Source organism: Pseudomonas sp. KCJK8993, from assembly GCF_046230915.1.
GTDB classification, from domain to species: domain Bacteria; phylum Pseudomonadota; class Gammaproteobacteria; order Pseudomonadales; family Pseudomonadaceae; genus Aquipseudomonas; species Aquipseudomonas piscis.
In genome coordinates this window covers 21,569-38,159 of the sequence record NZ_JBJJLO010000027.1, presented here as the reverse complement: position 1 = coordinate 38,159, position 16,591 = coordinate 21,569, and the positions used below count along the sequence as shown (strand labels likewise).

Annotated in this window: 17 protein-coding genes; 9 read left to right on the top strand and 8 right to left on the bottom strand. The window is 64.4% G+C overall.

All coding sequences use genetic code 11. The features are described 5' to 3' along the window. Window positions 1-8: 8 nt before the first annotated feature. Window positions 9-722: a DUF3108 domain-containing protein gene (locus ACK6AU_RS11565; protein WP_185699711.1), complete on the top strand. Its 714-nt coding sequence runs from the start codon at window positions 9-11 to the stop codon at window positions 720-722. Window positions 723-1,003: 281 nt separating this feature from the next. Further along, window positions 1,004-1,192 (top strand): hypothetical protein, encoded by a 189-nt coding sequence (locus ACK6AU_RS11560; RefSeq protein ID WP_409299394.1) that lies wholly within the window; start codon window positions 1,004-1,006, stop codon window positions 1,190-1,192. Window positions 1,193-1,289: 97 nt separating this feature from the next. Here ACK6AU_RS11560 and ACK6AU_RS11555 read toward each other — a convergent pair whose 3' ends face one another. The 7 genes from ACK6AU_RS11555 to ACK6AU_RS11525 all read right to left on the bottom strand — a co-directional run bounded on the left by ACK6AU_RS11555 (window position 1,290) and on the right by ACK6AU_RS11525 (window position 9,530). Beyond that, entirely contained in the window at window positions 1,290-1,829 is a 540-nt protein-coding gene (locus ACK6AU_RS11555) for a DUF2058 domain-containing protein (protein WP_185699710.1), read from the bottom strand. Window positions 1,830-1,834: 5 nt separating this feature from the next. Continuing rightward, on the bottom strand, window positions 1,835-2,689 hold the full coding sequence (gene mazG, locus ACK6AU_RS11550; protein WP_185699828.1) for a nucleoside triphosphate pyrophosphohydrolase: 855 nt from the start codon (window positions 2,687-2,689) through the stop codon (window positions 1,835-1,837). A 23-nt stretch (window positions 2,690-2,712) separates the two neighbouring features. Next, window positions 2,713-4,956, bottom strand: coding sequence for a GTP diphosphokinase (relA, locus tag ACK6AU_RS11545; protein WP_022640238.1), 2,244 nt, complete (start codon window positions 4,954-4,956; stop codon window positions 2,713-2,715). Between the two features lie 124 nt (window positions 4,957-5,080). Further along, the gene (gene rlmD / locus ACK6AU_RS11540) at window positions 5,081-6,433 is read right to left on the bottom strand and encodes a 23S rRNA (uracil(1939)-C(5))-methyltransferase RlmD (RefSeq protein ID WP_409299392.1); all 1,353 of its coding nucleotides are present in this window, start codon (window positions 6,431-6,433) and stop codon (window positions 5,081-5,083) included. Further along, a complete protein-coding gene (cysM, locus tag ACK6AU_RS11535; RefSeq protein WP_185699708.1) occupies window positions 6,433-7,335 on the bottom strand; it encodes a cysteine synthase CysM in 903 nt (300 codons plus the stop codon). Before cysM ends, rlmD begins: the two co-directional genes overlap by 1 nt. 115 nt (window positions 7,336-7,450) lie before the next feature. Further along, window positions 7,451-8,824: a histidine kinase sensor domain-containing protein gene (locus tag ACK6AU_RS11530; protein ID WP_409299389.1), complete on the bottom strand. Its 1,374-nt coding sequence runs from the start codon at window positions 8,822-8,824 to the stop codon at window positions 7,451-7,453. After that, entirely contained in the window at window positions 8,811-9,530 is a 720-nt protein-coding gene (locus tag ACK6AU_RS11525) for a response regulator transcription factor (protein ID WP_409299387.1), read from the bottom strand. The genes ACK6AU_RS11530 and ACK6AU_RS11525 overlap by 14 nt, the downstream gene beginning before the upstream one ends. A gap of 239 nt (window positions 9,531-9,769) precedes the next feature. Here ACK6AU_RS11525 and ACK6AU_RS11520 point away from each other — a divergent pair, with 239 nt between their 5' ends. The 4 genes from ACK6AU_RS11520 to ACK6AU_RS11505 all read left to right on the top strand — a co-directional run bounded on the left by ACK6AU_RS11520 (window position 9,770) and on the right by ACK6AU_RS11505 (window position 14,509). Beyond that, window positions 9,770-12,523: a response regulator gene (locus ACK6AU_RS11520; RefSeq protein ID WP_185699705.1), complete on the top strand. Its 2,754-nt coding sequence runs from the start codon at window positions 9,770-9,772 to the stop codon at window positions 12,521-12,523. A 67-nt stretch (window positions 12,524-12,590) separates the two neighbouring features. After that, window positions 12,591-13,580, top strand: coding sequence for a 2-hydroxyacid dehydrogenase (locus ACK6AU_RS11515; protein ID WP_085596863.1), 990 nt, complete (start codon window positions 12,591-12,593; stop codon window positions 13,578-13,580). A 90-nt stretch (window positions 13,581-13,670) separates the two neighbouring features. Further along, a complete protein-coding gene (locus ACK6AU_RS11510; RefSeq protein WP_185699704.1) occupies window positions 13,671-14,108 on the top strand; it encodes a hypothetical protein in 438 nt (145 codons plus the stop codon). Beyond that, complete coding sequence (locus ACK6AU_RS11505) at window positions 14,105-14,509, top strand: META domain-containing protein (protein ID WP_185699703.1); 405 nt, start codon at window positions 14,105-14,107, stop codon at window positions 14,507-14,509. Before ACK6AU_RS11510 ends, ACK6AU_RS11505 begins: the two co-directional genes overlap by 4 nt. 42 nt (window positions 14,510-14,551) lie before the next feature. Here the strand turns inward: ACK6AU_RS11505 and ACK6AU_RS11500 are convergent, their stop codons facing one another. Continuing rightward, complete coding sequence (locus ACK6AU_RS11500) at window positions 14,552-15,016, bottom strand: TlpA disulfide reductase family protein (RefSeq protein WP_185699702.1); 465 nt, start codon at window positions 15,014-15,016, stop codon at window positions 14,552-14,554. 139 nt (window positions 15,017-15,155) lie between these two features. Here ACK6AU_RS11500 and arsC point away from each other — a divergent pair, with 139 nt between their 5' ends. From arsC to ACK6AU_RS11485, 3 genes are read left to right on the top strand one after another with little or no spacing between them, the layout of a single operon-like run. Further along, window positions 15,156-15,509, top strand: a complete 354-nt coding sequence (gene arsC / locus ACK6AU_RS11495) for an arsenate reductase (glutaredoxin) (RefSeq protein ID WP_185699701.1) — start codon at window positions 15,156-15,158, stop codon at window positions 15,507-15,509. Continuing rightward, window positions 15,506-16,120 (top strand): NAD(P)H:quinone oxidoreductase, encoded by a 615-nt coding sequence (wrbA, locus tag ACK6AU_RS11490; RefSeq protein ID WP_185699700.1) that lies wholly within the window; start codon window positions 15,506-15,508, stop codon window positions 16,118-16,120. Before arsC ends, wrbA begins: the two co-directional genes overlap by 4 nt. Continuing rightward, the gene (locus tag ACK6AU_RS11485; protein WP_409299383.1) at window positions 16,104-16,526 is read left to right on the top strand and encodes a DUF2069 domain-containing protein; all 423 of its coding nucleotides are present in this window, start codon (window positions 16,104-16,106) and stop codon (window positions 16,524-16,526) included. The genes wrbA and ACK6AU_RS11485 overlap by 17 nt, the downstream gene beginning before the upstream one ends. The last annotated feature ends 65 nt before the right edge of the window (window positions 16,527-16,591 follow it).

Below are 16,591 nucleotides of genomic sequence, written 5' to 3'. Positions count from 1 at the left end.
GAGATTTTATGCGTCGCGCCCTGCTCTTCGCTTGTGCTCTGTTCGCCCTGCCGGTTGTGCAGGCGGCAGATCTTCACCCGTTCTCCGCCAGCTACACCGCCGACTGGAAACAACTGCCCATGAGCGGCACTGCTGAGCGCAGCCTGGAAAAAACCGCCAGCGGCGCCTGGAAACTCAGCTTCAAGGCATCGATGATGATTGCCAGCCTGACTGAGGAAAGCACCCTGACCCTGGAGAAGGACACCCTGGTGCCCCAGTCCTACCACTTCGAGCGTGGCGGCCTGGGCAAAGCCAAGAAGTCCGACCTGGACTTCGACTGGACCGCCAAGATGGTCACCGGCACCGACCGCGGCGACGCGGTGAAGCTGCCGCTGAACACCGGGATGGTGGACAAGTCGACCTACCAGCTGGCCCTGCAGCATGACGTCGCCGCCGGCAAGAAGACCATGAGCTACCAGGTGGTGGACGGCAGCGATGTCGATACCTATGACTTCCGTGTCCTGGGCTCGGAGAAGGTCGACACCAAGGCCGGCCAGATCGACGCCATCAAGGTCGAGCGCGTTCGCGATCCAACACAGAGCAAACGCACCACCGTGATGTGGTTCGCCAAGGATTGGGACTACCTGCTGGTGCGCCTGCAGCAGGTGGAAACCGACGGCAAGGAGTACAACATCATGCTCCTCAACGGCACCGTCGACGGCAAGGCCGTCAAGGGCAGCTGAAGCTACCAACGAAAAGCCCCGCTCATGCGGGGCTTTTTTTTGCCCGAAATCCACCATCACCTCGACCTGCAAGGCGCCATGCAAGGCGAGAAAGATGAAACTTTTTTCATGAAACTTCTAGCACTGCGACCGAATGTCACGGTTTTCGAGGGCTGTGGAATTGTCTTCATTTTTGCAAAGGTCTATTGCAAATCAGGTCGATTTACTTAGCTAGCTAACAAAACATATAACAGAGGCCTGCACACGCCTTGCTGCAGATCAACAGAGATTGGAGCTAGCAGATGACTGTAAAAGTGACTGAACGCGACGATTCACATATGTCCCACGAAGGCGTAGCCGCGGGCGTACGCAGCTGGGACGTGCATCAACAAGACATGCTGGTGGGCATGTTCCACTCCGAAAGCGAAGCCCATAGCTACAAGGCAGAACTGGAAAAGCTCGAACAGCAGCGCACCCTGCTGGGCTCCTGAGTCAAGGCCGATCCGCAAGGCGGGAATCTCCACGCCGGTCCCCGTCCTTGCAACAACGACAAACCCCGCTCATGGCGGGGTTTGTCGTTGTTGCTGGTTACCACATCAGATCGTCAGGGATCTGGTAGGCCGCGTATGGATCATCCTCGTCCGGCGCCTCGGTCGGGGTATTGAGCTGCACGATGCGGCTGGGGTCACGTTCCTGGATCTTCAGTGCCGCCTCCCGGGGGATCACCTCGTAACCGCCACCATGGTGGACGATGGCCAGGGAGCCGCTGCTGAGCTTGTTGCGCATCAGGTTGTTCACCGACAGGCGCTTGACCTTCTTGTCGTCGACAAAGTTGTAGTAGTCCTCGGTGGTCAGCTTGGGCAGGCGCGATACCTCGATCAATTGCTTGATCTGGGCGGCCCGGGCCTTCTGCTCGGCCTTCTCTTGCTGCTGGCGGTTGAGCTCCTGGTCACGCTTGACCTTCTCGGCCATCGCCTCCTGGGCGGCGCGTTGCTGGGAGTCGTCGAGCACGGCCTGACCCTTGTGGGCCAGACGCTGCTGCTTCTGCTTGTCCTTGCCGACCTGCTTGGCCTGCTTTTGGTTGACCAAGCCTGCTTTGAGCAATTGGTCGCGAAGGGAAAGGCTCATGGTGCTTACTCACTTGGGCTACGGCTTGCGCCGCAGTTGGGCAAAATCTTTTCCTGGCGCTTGGCCTCGCCCCACAGGGCGTCCAGCTCTTCCAGGGTGCAATCTTCCACGGGACGACCGTTATTGCGCAATGCCTGCTCGATGAATCGGAAGCGGCGATCGAACTTGCCATTGGCACCGCGCAGCGCGGTTTCCGGGTCGACCTTGAGCTGCCGGGCCAGGTTGACCACCGCGAACAACAGGTCGCCGATCTCGTCGGTGATGGCTGCGGCGTCATGGTCGGCCATGGCTTCCAGCACCTCGTCCAACTCCTCGCGCACCTTGTCCACCACCGCCAGCGGTTCTGGCCAGTCGAAACCGACCTGGGCCGCACGCTTCTGCAACTTGGCCGCACGGGACAACGCAGGCAGCGCCGCCGGCACATCGTCCAGCAACGACAACTGCTGCGGCACGACAGCCTTCTCGGCACGCTCCTCAGCCTTGATCTGCTCCCAGCGTTCCTTGACCTGCTCTTCGTCGAGGCGCGGAACGTCCAGCGGCGCATGCAGGTCCCCGGTCGGGAACACGTGGGGATGACGGCGAACCAGCTTGCGAGTGATGCCATCCACCACCGAAGCGAATTCGAAACGTCCCTCCTCCCGGGCCAGCTGGCTGTAGTACACCACCTGGAACAACAGGTCTCCCAGCTCGCCTGGCAAGTGATCGAAGTCGCCGCGCTCGATGGCGTCGGCCACTTCGTAGGCTTCCTCGAGGGTATGGGGGACGATGCTGGCATAGCTCTGCTTGAGATCCCAGGGGCAGCCGTATTGCGGGTCCCGCAGGCGCGCCATGAGGTGAAGCAGGTCGTCGAGGCTGTACATCGGTTCGTTCATGTCCTGGGCTGTCATGGAGTCCGGTTGCGCCGGGTCTCGATGATGTTCGGCAACTGCGAGATCCGCCCCAGCAGGCGCCCCAATGCATCCAGGCCGGGGATCTCGATGGTCAGGGACATCAGCGCGGTGTTGTCTTCCTTGTTCGAGCGGGTGTTGACCGCCAGCACGTTGATCCGCTCGTTGAGCAGCACCTGGGACACGTCACGCAGCAAGCCGGAGCGATCGTAGGCCCGGATGATGATATCCACCGGGTACGTCAGCACCGGCACCGGTCCCCAGCTGACCTGGATGATCCGCTCCGGCTCGCGTCCGGCCAACTGCAGGACCGAGGCGCAGTCCTGGCGATGGATACTGACGCCGCGACCCTGGGTGATGTAGCCAACGATGGCGTCGCCCGGCAATGGCTGGCAGCAACCGGCCATCTGGGTCATCAGGTTGCCCACGCCCTGGATCTGGATATCGCCACGCTTGCCCGGCTTGTAGCCCGCGGCCTTGCGTGGAATCAGCTCCAGTTGCTCGTTGCCGCGTTCGGGCTCCACCAGTTGCTGGGCCAGGTTGACCAACTGCGCCAGGCGCAGGTCGCCCGCACCCAGGGCGGCGAACATGTCCTCGGCGATCTTCATGTTGGCCTTCTCGGCCAGCTTGTCGAAGTCCACCTGGGGCAGGCCGAGGCGGCTCAGCTCGCGTTCCAGCAGAGTCCTGCCGGCAGCGACGTTCTGGTCGCGGGCCTGCAGCTTGAACCAGTGGACGATCTTCGCCCGCGCCCGGGACGTGGTGACGTAGCCCAGGTTGGGGTTCAGCCAGTCGCGGCTCGGAGTGCCGTGCTTGCTGGTGATGATCTCCACCTGCTCGCCGGTCTGCAGGCTGTAGTTAAGCGGCACGATCCGGCCGTTGATCTTCGCGCCACGGCAGTTGTGGCCGATCTCGGTGTGCACCCGGTAGGCGAAGTCCAGTGGCGTGGCGCCCTTGGGCAGGTCGATGGCGTGGCCGTCGGGAGTGAAGATGTAGACCCGGTCCGGCTCGATATCCACCCGCAGTTGCTCGGCCAGGCCACCGATATCGCCCAGTTCCTCGTGCCATTCCAGCACCTGGCGCAACCAGGAAATCTTCTCTTCGTAATGGTTGGAACCGGACTTGACGTCGGTGCCCTTGTAGCGCCAGTGGGCGCAGACTCCGAGCTCCGCTTCCTCATGCATCGCATGGGTGCGGATCTGCACTTCCAGCACCTTGCCCTCGGGACCGATCACTGCCGTATGCAGCGAGCGATAACCGTTTTCCTTGGGGTTGGCGATGTAGTCGTCGAATTCCTTGGGAATGTGTCGCCACAGGGTGTGCACGATACCCAGCGCGGTGTAGCAGTCGCGCATTTCCGGCACCAGCACCCGCACGGCACGCACGTCGTAGATCTGGCTGAACTCCAGGCCCTTGCGCTGCATTTTGCGCCAGATGGAATAGATGTGCTTGGCCCGGCCGCTGATATCGGCGTTGACGCCAGTGGCCTGCAACTCGCTCTGCAACTGGTTCATCACATCGGAGATGAAGCGCTCGCGATCCAGGCGCCGTTCATGCAACAGCTTGGCGATCTGCTTGTACTGCTCGGGCTCCAGGTAACGGAAGGACAGGTCCTCCAGCTCCCACTTGATATGGCCAATCCCCAGGCGATGGGCCAGGGGCGCATAGATATCGAAAACTTCCCGGGCGACCCGGTTGCGCTTCTCCTCGTCGGCGCCCTTGACCGCACGAATGGCGCAGGTCCGCTCGGCCAGCTTGATCAGGGCCACGCGCACGTCGTCGACCATGGCCACCAGCATCTTGCGCAGGTTTTCCACCTGGGTCTGGGTGCCCAGCACCAAAGATTGCCGCGGGCTGAGGCTGGCGGTGATCGCCGCCATGCGCTGCACGCCATCGATCAGCTTGGCCACCACCGGACCGAAACGCGGGCCGACCGCCGTCAACGGGATCTGCCCTTCACGAACGCCGCGGTACAACACCGCGGCGACCAGCGAGTCCTGGTCCAGCTTGAGGTCGGCGAGGATCTCCGCGATCTCCAGCCCCGTGCTGAAGCACGATGCCTCCTCGGGATCGAGATTCTTCGCCGCGATGTATTGCTGCTCTGCCTCGCGAGCGAACTCGCAGGCTTCCTTCAAGGCTTCACGGTCCAATGCCATGTCGATACTGACCGTGTGATCGAGCCATGCCTCGAGATTGATACTGCCGTCGGTGTTGATCGGCTGGTGCGCTCTCACCTGTACCATCTTGCTTTACCTTCCCTACGACGCACGTTCAGTGCGTCAAATCGCTGACCTTCACAACACTCAGGTCTCGCTCGCAGGGCCCGCGAGCCGGACCTTGAGGACCAGTCGGATTAGACAAGCCATCCTAGCTCGCTTCGAATAACGCCATGGCCTCGACATGCGCCGTCTGAGGAAACATATCGAGAATCCCGGCACGTTTTAACCGATAGCCCTGCCTGGTCAGTTCGACCGTGTCACGGGCCAGAGTCGCCGGGTTGCATGACACATACACCAACCGCTTGGCGCCCAGGGCCGCAAGATTGCGAACCACCTCGAAAGCACCGTCGCGGGGTGGGTCCAAGAGTACCGCAGAAAAGCCCTCGGCGGCCCACTCGGCAGCACTCAGGGGCTGGGATAAATCGGCTTGAAAAAAGCGCGTGTTATGCAAATTGTTGCTGGCGGCATTTTCCGCAGCCCGCGCCACCATGGTGGCCACGCCTTCCACCGCCACCACTTCCCGCACCCGGCGAGCCAGCGGCAGGGCGAAATTGCCCAGACCGCAGAACAGGTCCAGGACCCGCTCGCCAACCTGCGGCGCCAACCACTCCAGGGCCTGGGCCACCATCGCCTCGTTGACCACGGCATTGACCTGGACGAAGTCTCCCGGCCGGTAGGCCAGGTGCAGGTCCCAAGCCGCCAGGCGATAGCCCAGGGCCTGCGATGGAGCGAAAGGTTGCGGCTCGCCTTCGCCCTGCAACCACAACTGCGCCTGATGGAAATCGCAGAAGTCCTTGAGGATCCCCAGGTCGCTTTCCGAGAGCGGCGCCATATGCCGCAACAGCACCGCCAGGGCCGAGCCGCTGAACAGCTCCACATGCCCCAGCGCCCGGGGCTTGCTCAGGCGCCGCAACATGGCGGGCAAACGCTGCATGATCGGCTGCAATTCAGGCACCAGCACCGGGCAGTCGTCGATGGCGACGATGTCCTGGCTGCCGGCCGCGCGAAAACCTACTTCAAGCCGCCGAGTCTTGTTGTCCCAGCGCACCGCCACCCTGGCCCGGCGTCGATAGCCGAACTCGGGGCCGCTCAAGGGCTCGGCCCAGGCCTCGGGTTCGAGGCCGGCCACCTTGGACAGTTGCTCGGCGAGCATGCGTTGCTTGAGGGCCAGCTGTTGTTCGTGGGGCAGGTGCTGGACGCTGCAGCCACCGCAGCGCCCGGCGTGGGCACAGGGCGCAGGCCGCCGCAGTTCGCTGGCGCTGAAGATCCGCTCGGCGCGGGCTTCGACCACCTTGCCATGGGCACCCAGGACCCGGGCCTCGACGTCCTCGCCAGCCAGGGCGCCGTTGACGAACCAGGTCCGGCCCTCGACGAAGGCGATACCGCGACCGTCGTTGGCCAGGCGCTGGATGCTCAGGCGCTGTTTCTTGCCCTCTGGAATCTGTGGCGCCCGGCTGCCGCCCGCCGGCTGGAAGCGCAGGCCTCTCTCGTGCTTAGCCATCAGTTGGGAGCATCGAAGATGCCGGTCGACAGGTAGCGATCGCCACGGTCGCAGATGATCGCGACCATGACCGCGTTTTCCACTTCACGAGACAAACGCAGCATCGCCGCCACCGCGCCACCGGACGACACGCCGCAGAAGACGCCTTCCTCCCGGGCCAGGCGCCGGGTCACGTCCTCGGCTTCGCTCTGGGCCATGTCGACGATCCGGTCGACCCGGCTGGCCTGGTAGATCTTCGGCAGGTACTCCTCGGGCCAGCGGCGAATGCCCGGGATGGCCGAGCCTTCCATGGGTTGCAGGCCGACGATCTGCACGCCGGGGTTCTGCTCCTTCAGGTAGCGCGAGGTCCCCATGATGGTGCCGGTGGTGCCCATCGAGCTGATGAAGTGCGTGATGCTGCCCTGGGTCTGGCGCCAGATTTCCGGGCCGGTGCCGGTGTAGTGGGCCTCTGGATTGTCGCCATTGGCGAACTGGTCGAGCACCTTGCCGCGACCTTCGGCCTGCATCCGCTCGGCCAGGTCCCGGGCACCTTCCATGCCCTGTTCCTGGCTCACCAGGATCAGCTCGGCGCCATAGGCGGTCATCGCGGCCTTGCGTTCGGCGCTGGAGTTGTCGGGCATGATCAGGATCATCTTGTAGCCCTTGATCGCCGCGGCCATGGCCAGGGCGATCCCGGTATTGCCCGAGGTCGCCTCGATCAGGGTATCGCCGGCCTGGATCTGCCCGCGCAATTCGGCACGGGTGATCATCGACAGTGCCGGGCGGTCCTTGACCGAACCCGCCGGGTTATTGCCCTCGAGCTTGAGCAACAGGGTATTGCTGGTGGTGCCGGGCAGGCGCTGCAAACGAATCAGCGGGGTGTTGCCGACGCAATCGGCGATGGTTGGGTATTGCAAGGTCATGGCGTATTCGCAATCCAGACTGCGGGGGCGCCTATCATACCGGCAAACCTCCTGGCGCCATATCACGCAAAGTGAGGGGCTTATCGCTTATCGATATAAAGCCGACTGGCGGCCCTCACGCAGTGGCCGGCGCTTGCGCCGCCCGCAAGCGCAAATGGATGCGCAGCCCCTGCTCGGTGTTCTGCGCCCAGATCTGTCCACCCTGGCGCCCCACGGCATTGCGCGCGATGCTCAGGCCCAGGCCGAACCCGCCGTCTCCGGGACGCGAGCCATCCAGGCGGGTAAAGGGCGCGAAGATCCGCTCCAGGTCCTGTTCGGCGACTCCCGGCCCCTGGTCATCGAGCCACAAATGCCAGCATTGGCCCTCACGCCGACCGTCCAGGGTTACCCGGGCACCAGGTGGAGAATGCCGTATCGCGTTGCGCAGGATATTTTCCAGGGCCTGGGCCAAGGTGTTGAGATGCCCTCGCACCCAACAATCGGCCACCAGTTCGCAACGCAACTGTCCACTAGACCAGCCGCTTTCGAAACAGGCGTTTTCGCTGAGCATCTCCCACAGCGCCTGGACCTGGATCTGCTCCTCGGCCAGGGGCGCCCGTTCGGTATCCAGCCAGGCCAGTTGCAGGCTGTCTTCCACCAGGCGCTGCATGCCATCGACTTCGCGCCCCAGGCGCTCGCGCAGCGCGACAAGGCTCTGCTCGCTTTCGCTGGCTACCCGCAGGCGGCTCAAGGGCGTGCGCAATTCATGGGACAAGTCCCGCAGCAACTGCTGCTGGGTGGCCACGGTGCTTTGCAGGCGCTCGGACATCTGGTCGAAAGCCCGCCCCAGTTCTCCCAATTCATCCCTGCGCAAGGTGGTCTGGGCGGACAGCCGGGCATTCAATTGCTCCGCCCGCCAGGCATTGGCCTGCTCACGCAACTGGTTGAGCGGCACCACCAGCAAGCGGTACAGCCCCACGCACAGCAACAAGGTGAAGAGCCCGGGGATCACGCCATTGGTCATGACCTGCCAGAACAACCGATAGCGGCCGGGCATGAAGCGCTGCGGCAACTCCATCACCAGGCTGCCGGCAGAAGGCTCTTCGGGGAAGGGAATCTTCAACCAGGGCAAGCTCCGGGCATGCCGGCTCACCGGCCAGTCCGGCCCCCGCAGGAAGGTCAGGCGCTGGGCCTCCATGGGCTTCAAGGGGTAGCTGCCGAGGGACTGCAGGTCGCTGCCGATAACCCCGACCCAGCTCTTCTCGCGACTGGCCATCTGCTGGACCCAGGCATCGACGCCCGTCTGCTGGCCGCTCTTCCAGGCCTCTTCGGCCTCTCGCGCATAAGCGTGAAGAGTGGTCCGCGCTTCATCGGACAGGTAGAGGTTCTTCTGTTCGACATAACGGCCCCAGGACCAGCTCAGCCAGATCATCAGCAAACAGAAGGCCACCAGCAGGCACGCCAGTTTCCAGAACACCGAGTGTCGCCCGGGCAGCTCAGGCCAGCTCATCGGCGCTCAACACATAGCCCTTGCCCCATACGGTGCGCAGTTGGCGTTCGCTGTAGCCCAGCGCCTTGAGCTTGCGGCGGATCTGGCTGACATGCATGTCCAGGCTGCGATCGTGGGCGGCATAGCCGCGCTGCAGCACATGCTGGTAGAGGAAGGCCTTGCTCAGCACTTCGTCGGCATTGCGATGCAGGGTCTCCAGCAAGCGGTATTCGCTGCGGGTCAGCCCGGCCCACTGTTCGGCGAAGTACACGTCGCACAGCTCGTCGTCGAACCGCAGGCTCTGCTGCTGGCTGACGGGCACCGGCGGCATCGGGCGCCGGTCCAGGGCCACCCGGCGCAGGATCGCCTCGATCCGTACCCGCAACTCGGCGATGCTGAATGGCTTGGGCAGGTAGTCGTCGGCGCCCAGGCGGAAACCGCTGATGCGATCGGCTTCCGCGCCCAGGGCCGACATCAGCAGCACTGGAGTGGAATGGCTCTGGCGCAGGTGCGTGAGCAGCGTCAGACCGTCCATTCCAGGCAGCAGGATATCCATCAGCAGCACGTCGAATGGCTGCTGGCGGGCGATGCCCAGCCCTTCCTGGCCATTGCGGCACCAGGTCACGGCAAAACCGCAGCGCTGCAGTTGCTCATGGACATAAGCACCGAGCACCGGGTCGTCCTCGATGGCCAGGATACGGGGGGAGTCAACAGGTACGGGAGTCATTGGCTTGTGCAAGTGATTCTCAGTTGACCGATTATTCAAGATTGCCCGAGGCACGGCAACCGATGCCTCGGTCGCCCCCCGCCCACACCGACCACCGGCCCCGTGCATTGTGGCCTTCCATCGGCGCCGGCGAGACAATTTGCCAAGATTGGCCCCCGGCAAATCGTTACACTGCGCAGGTGGCGCATCACGGACGTGCCCGTTCACCTATCGAAATCGCGTGGAAGCAGGAGAGTTGCGTGCTCAAGAAACTGGGAATCAAAGGCCGCGTACTGTTGCTGACCTTGCTGCCCACCAGCCTGATGGCCCTGGTGCTGGGTGGTTACTTCACCTGGATGCAGCTATCGGAGTTGCAGGCCCAACTCCTGCAACGCGGTGAAATGATCGCCGAACAACTGGCCTCCCTGGTGGCCCCGGCGATGGGCAACCGCAACACCCAGATGCTCGAGCGCATCGCCACCCAGGCCCTGGAACAACAGGACGTGCGTGCAGTGTCGTTGCTCGCTCCGGACCGCACGCCCCTGGCCCATGCCGGCCCCACCATGCTCAACCCGGCACCCGCTGGCGACAACACCCGGATGGTGCAACGCAGCGGCAACGACGCGACCCGCTACCAGTTGCCGGTCTTCGGTCGCCACCGCAACCTCGCGGGCGACCTGATCCCCGATGAATCCGACCGGTTGCTGGGCTGGGTGGAACTCGAGCTGTCCCATAGCGGCATGTTGCTGCGCGGCTACCGCAGCCTGTTCGCCAGCTTGCTGCTGATCGCCTCCGGCCTGGCCGTGACCGCCCTGCTGGCGGTGCGCATGGGGCGGACCATCAACAACCCGCTGAGCCAGATCAAGCAGGCGGTGACCCAGCTCAAGGACGGCAACCTGGAAACCCGCCTGCCGCCCCTGGGCAGCCAGGAGCTGGACGACCTGGCCTCGGGCATCAATCGCATGGCCAGCACCCTGCAGAATGCCCAGGAAGAACTGCAGCACAGCATCGACCAGGCCACCGAGGACGTACGCCAGAATCTGGAGACCATCGAGATCCAGAACATCGAGCTGGACCTGGCGCGCAAGGAGGCCCTGGAGGCCAGCCGGATCAAGTCCGAGTTCCTGGCCAACATGAGTCACGAGATCCGCACACCACTCAACGGCATCCTCGGCTTCACCCACTTGCTGCAAAAAAGCGAGCTGACCCCGCGCCAGCTGGACTACCTGGGCACCATCGAGAAATCCGCCGACAGCCTGCTGGGGATCATCAACGAGATCCTCGACTTCTCGAAAATCGAAGCCGGCAAGCTGGTGCTCGACAGCATCCCGTTCAACCTGCGCGACCTGTTGCAGGACACCCTGACCATCCTCGCCCCGGCGGCCCACGCCAAGCAGCTGGAACTGGTGAGCCTGGTGTACCGCGATACACCGTTGTCGCTGGTCGGCGACCCGCTGCGACTCAAGCAGATCCTCACCAACCTGGTGAGCAACGCCATCAAGTTCACCCGCGAGGGCACCATCGTCGCCCGGGCCATGCTCGAAGAAGAACACGAAGACAGCGTGCAACTGCGCATCAGCATCCAGGACACCGGCATCGGCCTGTCGAACCAGGATGTGCGCGCCCTGTTCCAGGCCTTCAGCCAGGCCGACAACTCATTGTCGCGCCAACCCGGCGGTACTGGCCTTGGACTGGTGATTTCCAAGCGCCTGATCGAACAGATGGGCGGCGAGATCGGAGTCGACAGCACCCCCGGCGAAGGCTCGGAGTTCTGGATCAGCCTGAGCCTGCCCAAGACCCGCGACGACGCCGAGGACCTGCCCGCGCCACCTTTGCTGGGCCGGCGCGTAGCGGTGCTGGAAAACCACGAGTTGGCGCGCCAGGCCCTGCAACACCAGTTGGAAGACTGTGGCCTGGAAGTGACTCCGTTCAACACCCTGGAAGCCCTGACCAACGGCATCACCGGCGTCCACCAGAGCGACCAGGCCATCGACCTGGCGGTACTGGGTGTAACCAGCAACGACATGTCGCCGGAACGCCTGAGCCAGCACATCTGGGATCTCGAACACCTGGGCTGCAAGGTCCTGGTGCTATGCCCGACCACCGAACAGACGCTGTTCCAGCTTTCGGTGCCCAACCCCCACAGCCAGTTGCAGGCCAAACCGGCCTGCACCCGCAAACTGCGCCGGGCGCTGTCCGACCTGGTCACCCCACGCAGGGCCCGCAGCGAACCCGAGGAAGCGCTTTCCAGCCGTGCGCCACGGGTTTTGTGCGTCGATGACAACCCGGCCAACCTGCTGTTGATCCAGACCTTGTTGCAGGACATGGGCGCCAAGGTGCAGGCGGTGGACAACGGTTATGCCGCCCTCAACGCTATCCAGCACGAGCCCTTCGACCTGGTGATGATGGACGTGCAGATGCCCGGCATGGACGGCCGGCAGAGCACCGAGGCGATCCGCCAGTGGGAAAGCGAGCGCCAGGGGCCGCCATTGCCGATCGTGGCCCTGACCGCCCACGCCATGGCCAATGAAAAACGCGCCCTGCTGCAAAGCGGCATGGACGACTACTTGACCAAGCCCATCAGCGAGCGGCAACTGGCCCAGGTGGTACTCAAGTGGACCGGGCTGGCCCTGCGCAACCAGGGCTCGGACCGCAGCGGCGAACGCCCTGAGCTGGGCCTGGAACTGCAAGTGCTGGATCAGGACGAAGGCCTGCGCCTGGCCGCCGGCAAAGCCGACCTGGCCGCCGACATGCTGGCCATGTTGCTGGCCTCGCTGGAAGCCGACCGCGAGGCGATCAATGCCGCCCGGGCCGCCAACGACCACAGTGCCCTGATCGAACGGGTCCACCGCCTGCACGGTGCCACCCGCTACTGCGGGGTGCCACAACTGCGAGCGGCTTGCCAGCGCAGCGAGACCCTGCTCAAGCAGGAGGATGCCAAGGCCTTCGCCGCCTTGGACGAACTGGACCACGCCATCGATCGCCTGGCCAGCGAAGCACGGGTCAAGGCCTGACCCAGGGCAATCCCAGTCCGGTGCCCAGGCCCCATGCTGGGCGCCCTCCCCGAACAAGGATGCAACCATGCGGACGATTCTTTTCAGCAGCCAGAACTACGATCGCGAGAGTTTCCTCGGTGCCCGCCTGCCCCAAGGCCTGGAGCTGCAGTTCCAGGCCGCCCGCCTGAGCCTGGACACCGCGGCCCTGGCCGAGAGCCATGAAGTGGTCTGTGCCTTCATCAACGACGATCTGGGCGCACCGGTGCTCGAGCGCCTGGCGGCCGGTGGCACCCGCCTGATCGCCCTGCGCTCGGCCGGCTACAACCACGTCGACCTGGCGGCGGCCAAGCGCCTGGGCCTGGACGTGGTCCGGGTCCCGGCCTATTCGCCCCACGCCGTGGCCGAACATGCCGTGGCCCTGATCCTGGCGCTCAACCGCCGCTTGCACCGGGCCTACAACCGTACCCGCGAAGGTGACTTCAGCCTGCACGGCCTGACCGGCTTCGACCTGGTGGGCAAGACCGTGGGCATCGTCGGCACCGGGCAGATCGGCGCCACCTTCGCCCGCATCATGGCCGGCTTCGGCTGCCAGCTGCTGGCCCATGACCCTTATCCGAATCCGGCCGTGCAGGCCCTGGGGGCCCGCTACCTGAGCCTGGCGGAACTGCTGGAGCAGTCGCAGATCATCAGCCTGCACTGCCCCCTGACCGACGACAGCCGCTACCTGATCAACCAGCAGAGCCTGGCCCGGATGCAACCCGGGGCGATGCTGATCAACACCGGCCGCGGTGGCCTGGTGGATACCCCGGCGCTGATCGACGCCCTGAAGAATGGCCAACTGGGCTACCTGGGGCTGGACGTCTATGAAGAAGAAGCCCAGCTGTTCTTCGAGGACCGCTCCGACCTGCCCCTGCAGGATGACGTGCTGGCGCGGCTGCTGACCTTCCCCAACGTGATAGTGACCGCCCACCAGGCCTTCCTGACCCGCGAGGCCCTGGCGGCGATCGCCGACACCACCTTGCACAACATCGCCAGCTGGTTCGCCGGCCAGCCACAGAACCTGGTCCATGACTGAGCGCCGCGGCGCGGGCTGATCGAAGGTCGCCAGCCCGCGCCCTGTGGCGCCGGGGCCCGTGCTAGCATACGCGGCAGATTTGGAGGACCCATGGTCGAACACGATTTCCGCTACACCCTGATGAGCCCGCAACACACCCTGATCGAATGCCGCGCACTGGTGCCTGGCCGCTATCAAGTCACCGGCAATGGTGGCTCGATCCGCGCCAACGACGTGCTGCTGGTCACCCTCAAGGGCAGCAAGGACTTGTCCATGCGCTTGACGGTGGACACCGTTCGCCACTTGATCAACCCGGTCGGCCAATGGGTCGCGGTCGCCAGCGGCCCGGTCTTCGGCGAACTGGCCATCCACCAATGGCAGGTCAACTGCGACAGCTGCGCCACCCAGCTGGACTTCGAATTCGCAGTGGATGCCAAGCTCGGCGAAAAAGCCCGCCAGCCTGCCGCCAGCGCACGGATCGCCGAACTCGGCTGGAGCAGCGAAGGCGAGCGCCACCTGTGCCCTGAATGCCGGCAGGCGGCGCAATGAAACGCCTGGCGCTGCTCCTGGCACTGGGCGCCGGCCTGCTGGGCTGCGCCGCCGAGCCGCTGAAGCTTGAGCAAGACCGCAGCTATATCCTGGAGTGGATCGGTGAGCGTCCGCTCATCGACTACAGCCACCTGACCATCACCCTGGGCGAGGATGGCCGCGCCTATGGCAATGGTGGCTGCAACCACTGGTTCGCCCCCTACACCCTGGATGGCCAGAAACTCAGCTTCGGCAAGGTGGGCAGCACCCGCAAGCTCTGCGCCCCGGCCCTGATGGAACAGGAGCGGCGCTTCCTCCAGGCCCTGGAGACCGTCGAACGCTGGGATATCTCGCCCATCGAGCAAGTACGCTTCTGGCCCGCCGAAGGCAAGCCGCTGCGCTGGTGGCTGGAAGAAGGCTGACTGTCCTGCGCCGTGGCCACTGGGTGGCCACGGTGCCCGTCATCAATGACCGCGCAGGGCCTGCAGTTTCGCCAATACGCCTGCCGCGGTCTGTTCACCCAGCAATTGCTCCCGCACCTTGCCCTGGTCGTCGATGATGTAGGTCACCGGCAGCGCCTCGGAGCGTGGCAGGTCGAAGATCGGCGACGGATCCTGGGCCAGTACGGTGAACTTGATCCCCAGCTTCTCGCTGGCGCTCTTGAGCTCCTCGCCCTGCACGTTGTCGAAGTTGACCCCCAATACCGTCACCGATTGCCCCTTGAGTTGCTCGTCCAAGGCGTTCAGCTCAGGCACCTCGGTCCGGCACGGGCCACACCATTCGGCCCAGTAGTTGAGCACCAGCCACTGCTTGTCGAGACGTTCGGCGGCGACTTTGCGGCCATACTGGTCGACCCCGTAGTCATTGCCACAACCACCCAGCAACAGGGTCGTGATGATCGCCAATGCCGCTGCCAATTGCCTTGCCATGCCTGTTTTCCCGTCTTTGAAAGTGTCTTGGATGATCCACGGCCACCCATGGCCGCTGCGACCGAACGACTCTCGAGGTTCAGCAGAGCCCGTCGCGCGGGTAGAATAGCCGCCACCTTACGCAAGATGCGACCCGCACATGACCGACCTGACGCTTTATCACAACCCGCGCTGCTCGAAATCCCGTGCCGCACTGGAGCTGCTGGAACAACGCGGCCTGGCCCCGACCGTGGTCCGCTACCTGGAAACCCCGCTGGACGCCGCCCAACTGCGCAGCCTCTTGGGCAAGCTCGGCATCGGCGCCCGCCAGTTGCTGCGCACCGGCGAAGACGAATACAAGGCGCTCGGGCTGGCGGACACCAGCCTCGGCGAGGAGCAACTGATCGCCGCCATCGCCCAGCACCCCAAGCTGATGGAACGCCCGGTCCTGGAGGCCGGCGACAAGGCCATCATCGGCCGACCACCGGAAAACGTGCTGGAGATCCTGCCTTGAGCACGCCGTACATCCTGGTGCTGTACTACAGCCGCAATGGCTCCACCAGCGAGATGGCCCGGCAGATTGCCCGAGGCGTCGAGCAAGCCGGCCTGGAAGCCCGCCTGCGCACCGTCCCGGCCATTTCCACCGAATGCGAAGCCGTGGCCCCGGCCATCCCCGACAGCGGTGCGCTGTATGCCAGCCTCGACGACCTGAAGAACTGCGCCGGCCTGGCCATGGGCAGCCCGACCCGTTTCGGCAACATGGCGGCGCCGCTCAAGTATTTCCTCGACGGTACCAGCAACCTGTGGCTGACCGGCGCCCTGGTGGGCAAGCCCGCCGGCGTGTTCACCTCCACAGCCAGCCTGCATGGCGGCCAGGAAGCCACCCTGCTGTCGATGATGCTGCCCTTGCTGCACCACGGCATGTTGATCACCGGCTTGCCCTACAGCGAATCGGCGCTGCTGGAGACCCAGGGCGGCGGCACCCCCTACGGCGCCAGCCACCATGCCGGCGCGGATGGCAAGAGCCCGCTGGACCAGCACGAGATCGCCCTGTGCCGGGCCTTGGGCCTGCGCCTGGCCAAGACCGCCCAGCGACTGGAGAACGGCCGTGGCCAAGAAGCCTAAGATCCTGCCCGAAATCCACTGGCTAAAACCACGGGTGCGGGTGGCCCGGGTCCTGAGCCTGGTGTGTTTTTTCGCCTTGGTGGCCCTGCTGTGCATCTATTACCTGCTGGTGGCCGACCTGCACGGCGCCCGTCCCTGGGTGATCCTGCTGATCGAGCTGGTGCCCCTGTTGCTGATGGCCCCCGGCATGCTCAGTGGCAGCGCCCGCGGGCACTCCTGGATGTGTTTCGTGGTCAACCTGTACTTCATCAAGGGCGCGCTGGCAGCCTATGACCCGAACCGCCACTTGTTCGGCCTGCTGGAAATGCTCGCCAGCCTCGCGGTATTCACTTCCTCGCTGCTCTACGTGCGTTGGCGCTTCCAGCTCAACCGCCGGCTGGCCGGCGAGGGCGCCACCCCGGCCTGAGGCAAGATGCAAGCCCCCATCGCAAGATGCCAGGACTTGCATCCATGCCAGCCGCCCCCACCTTG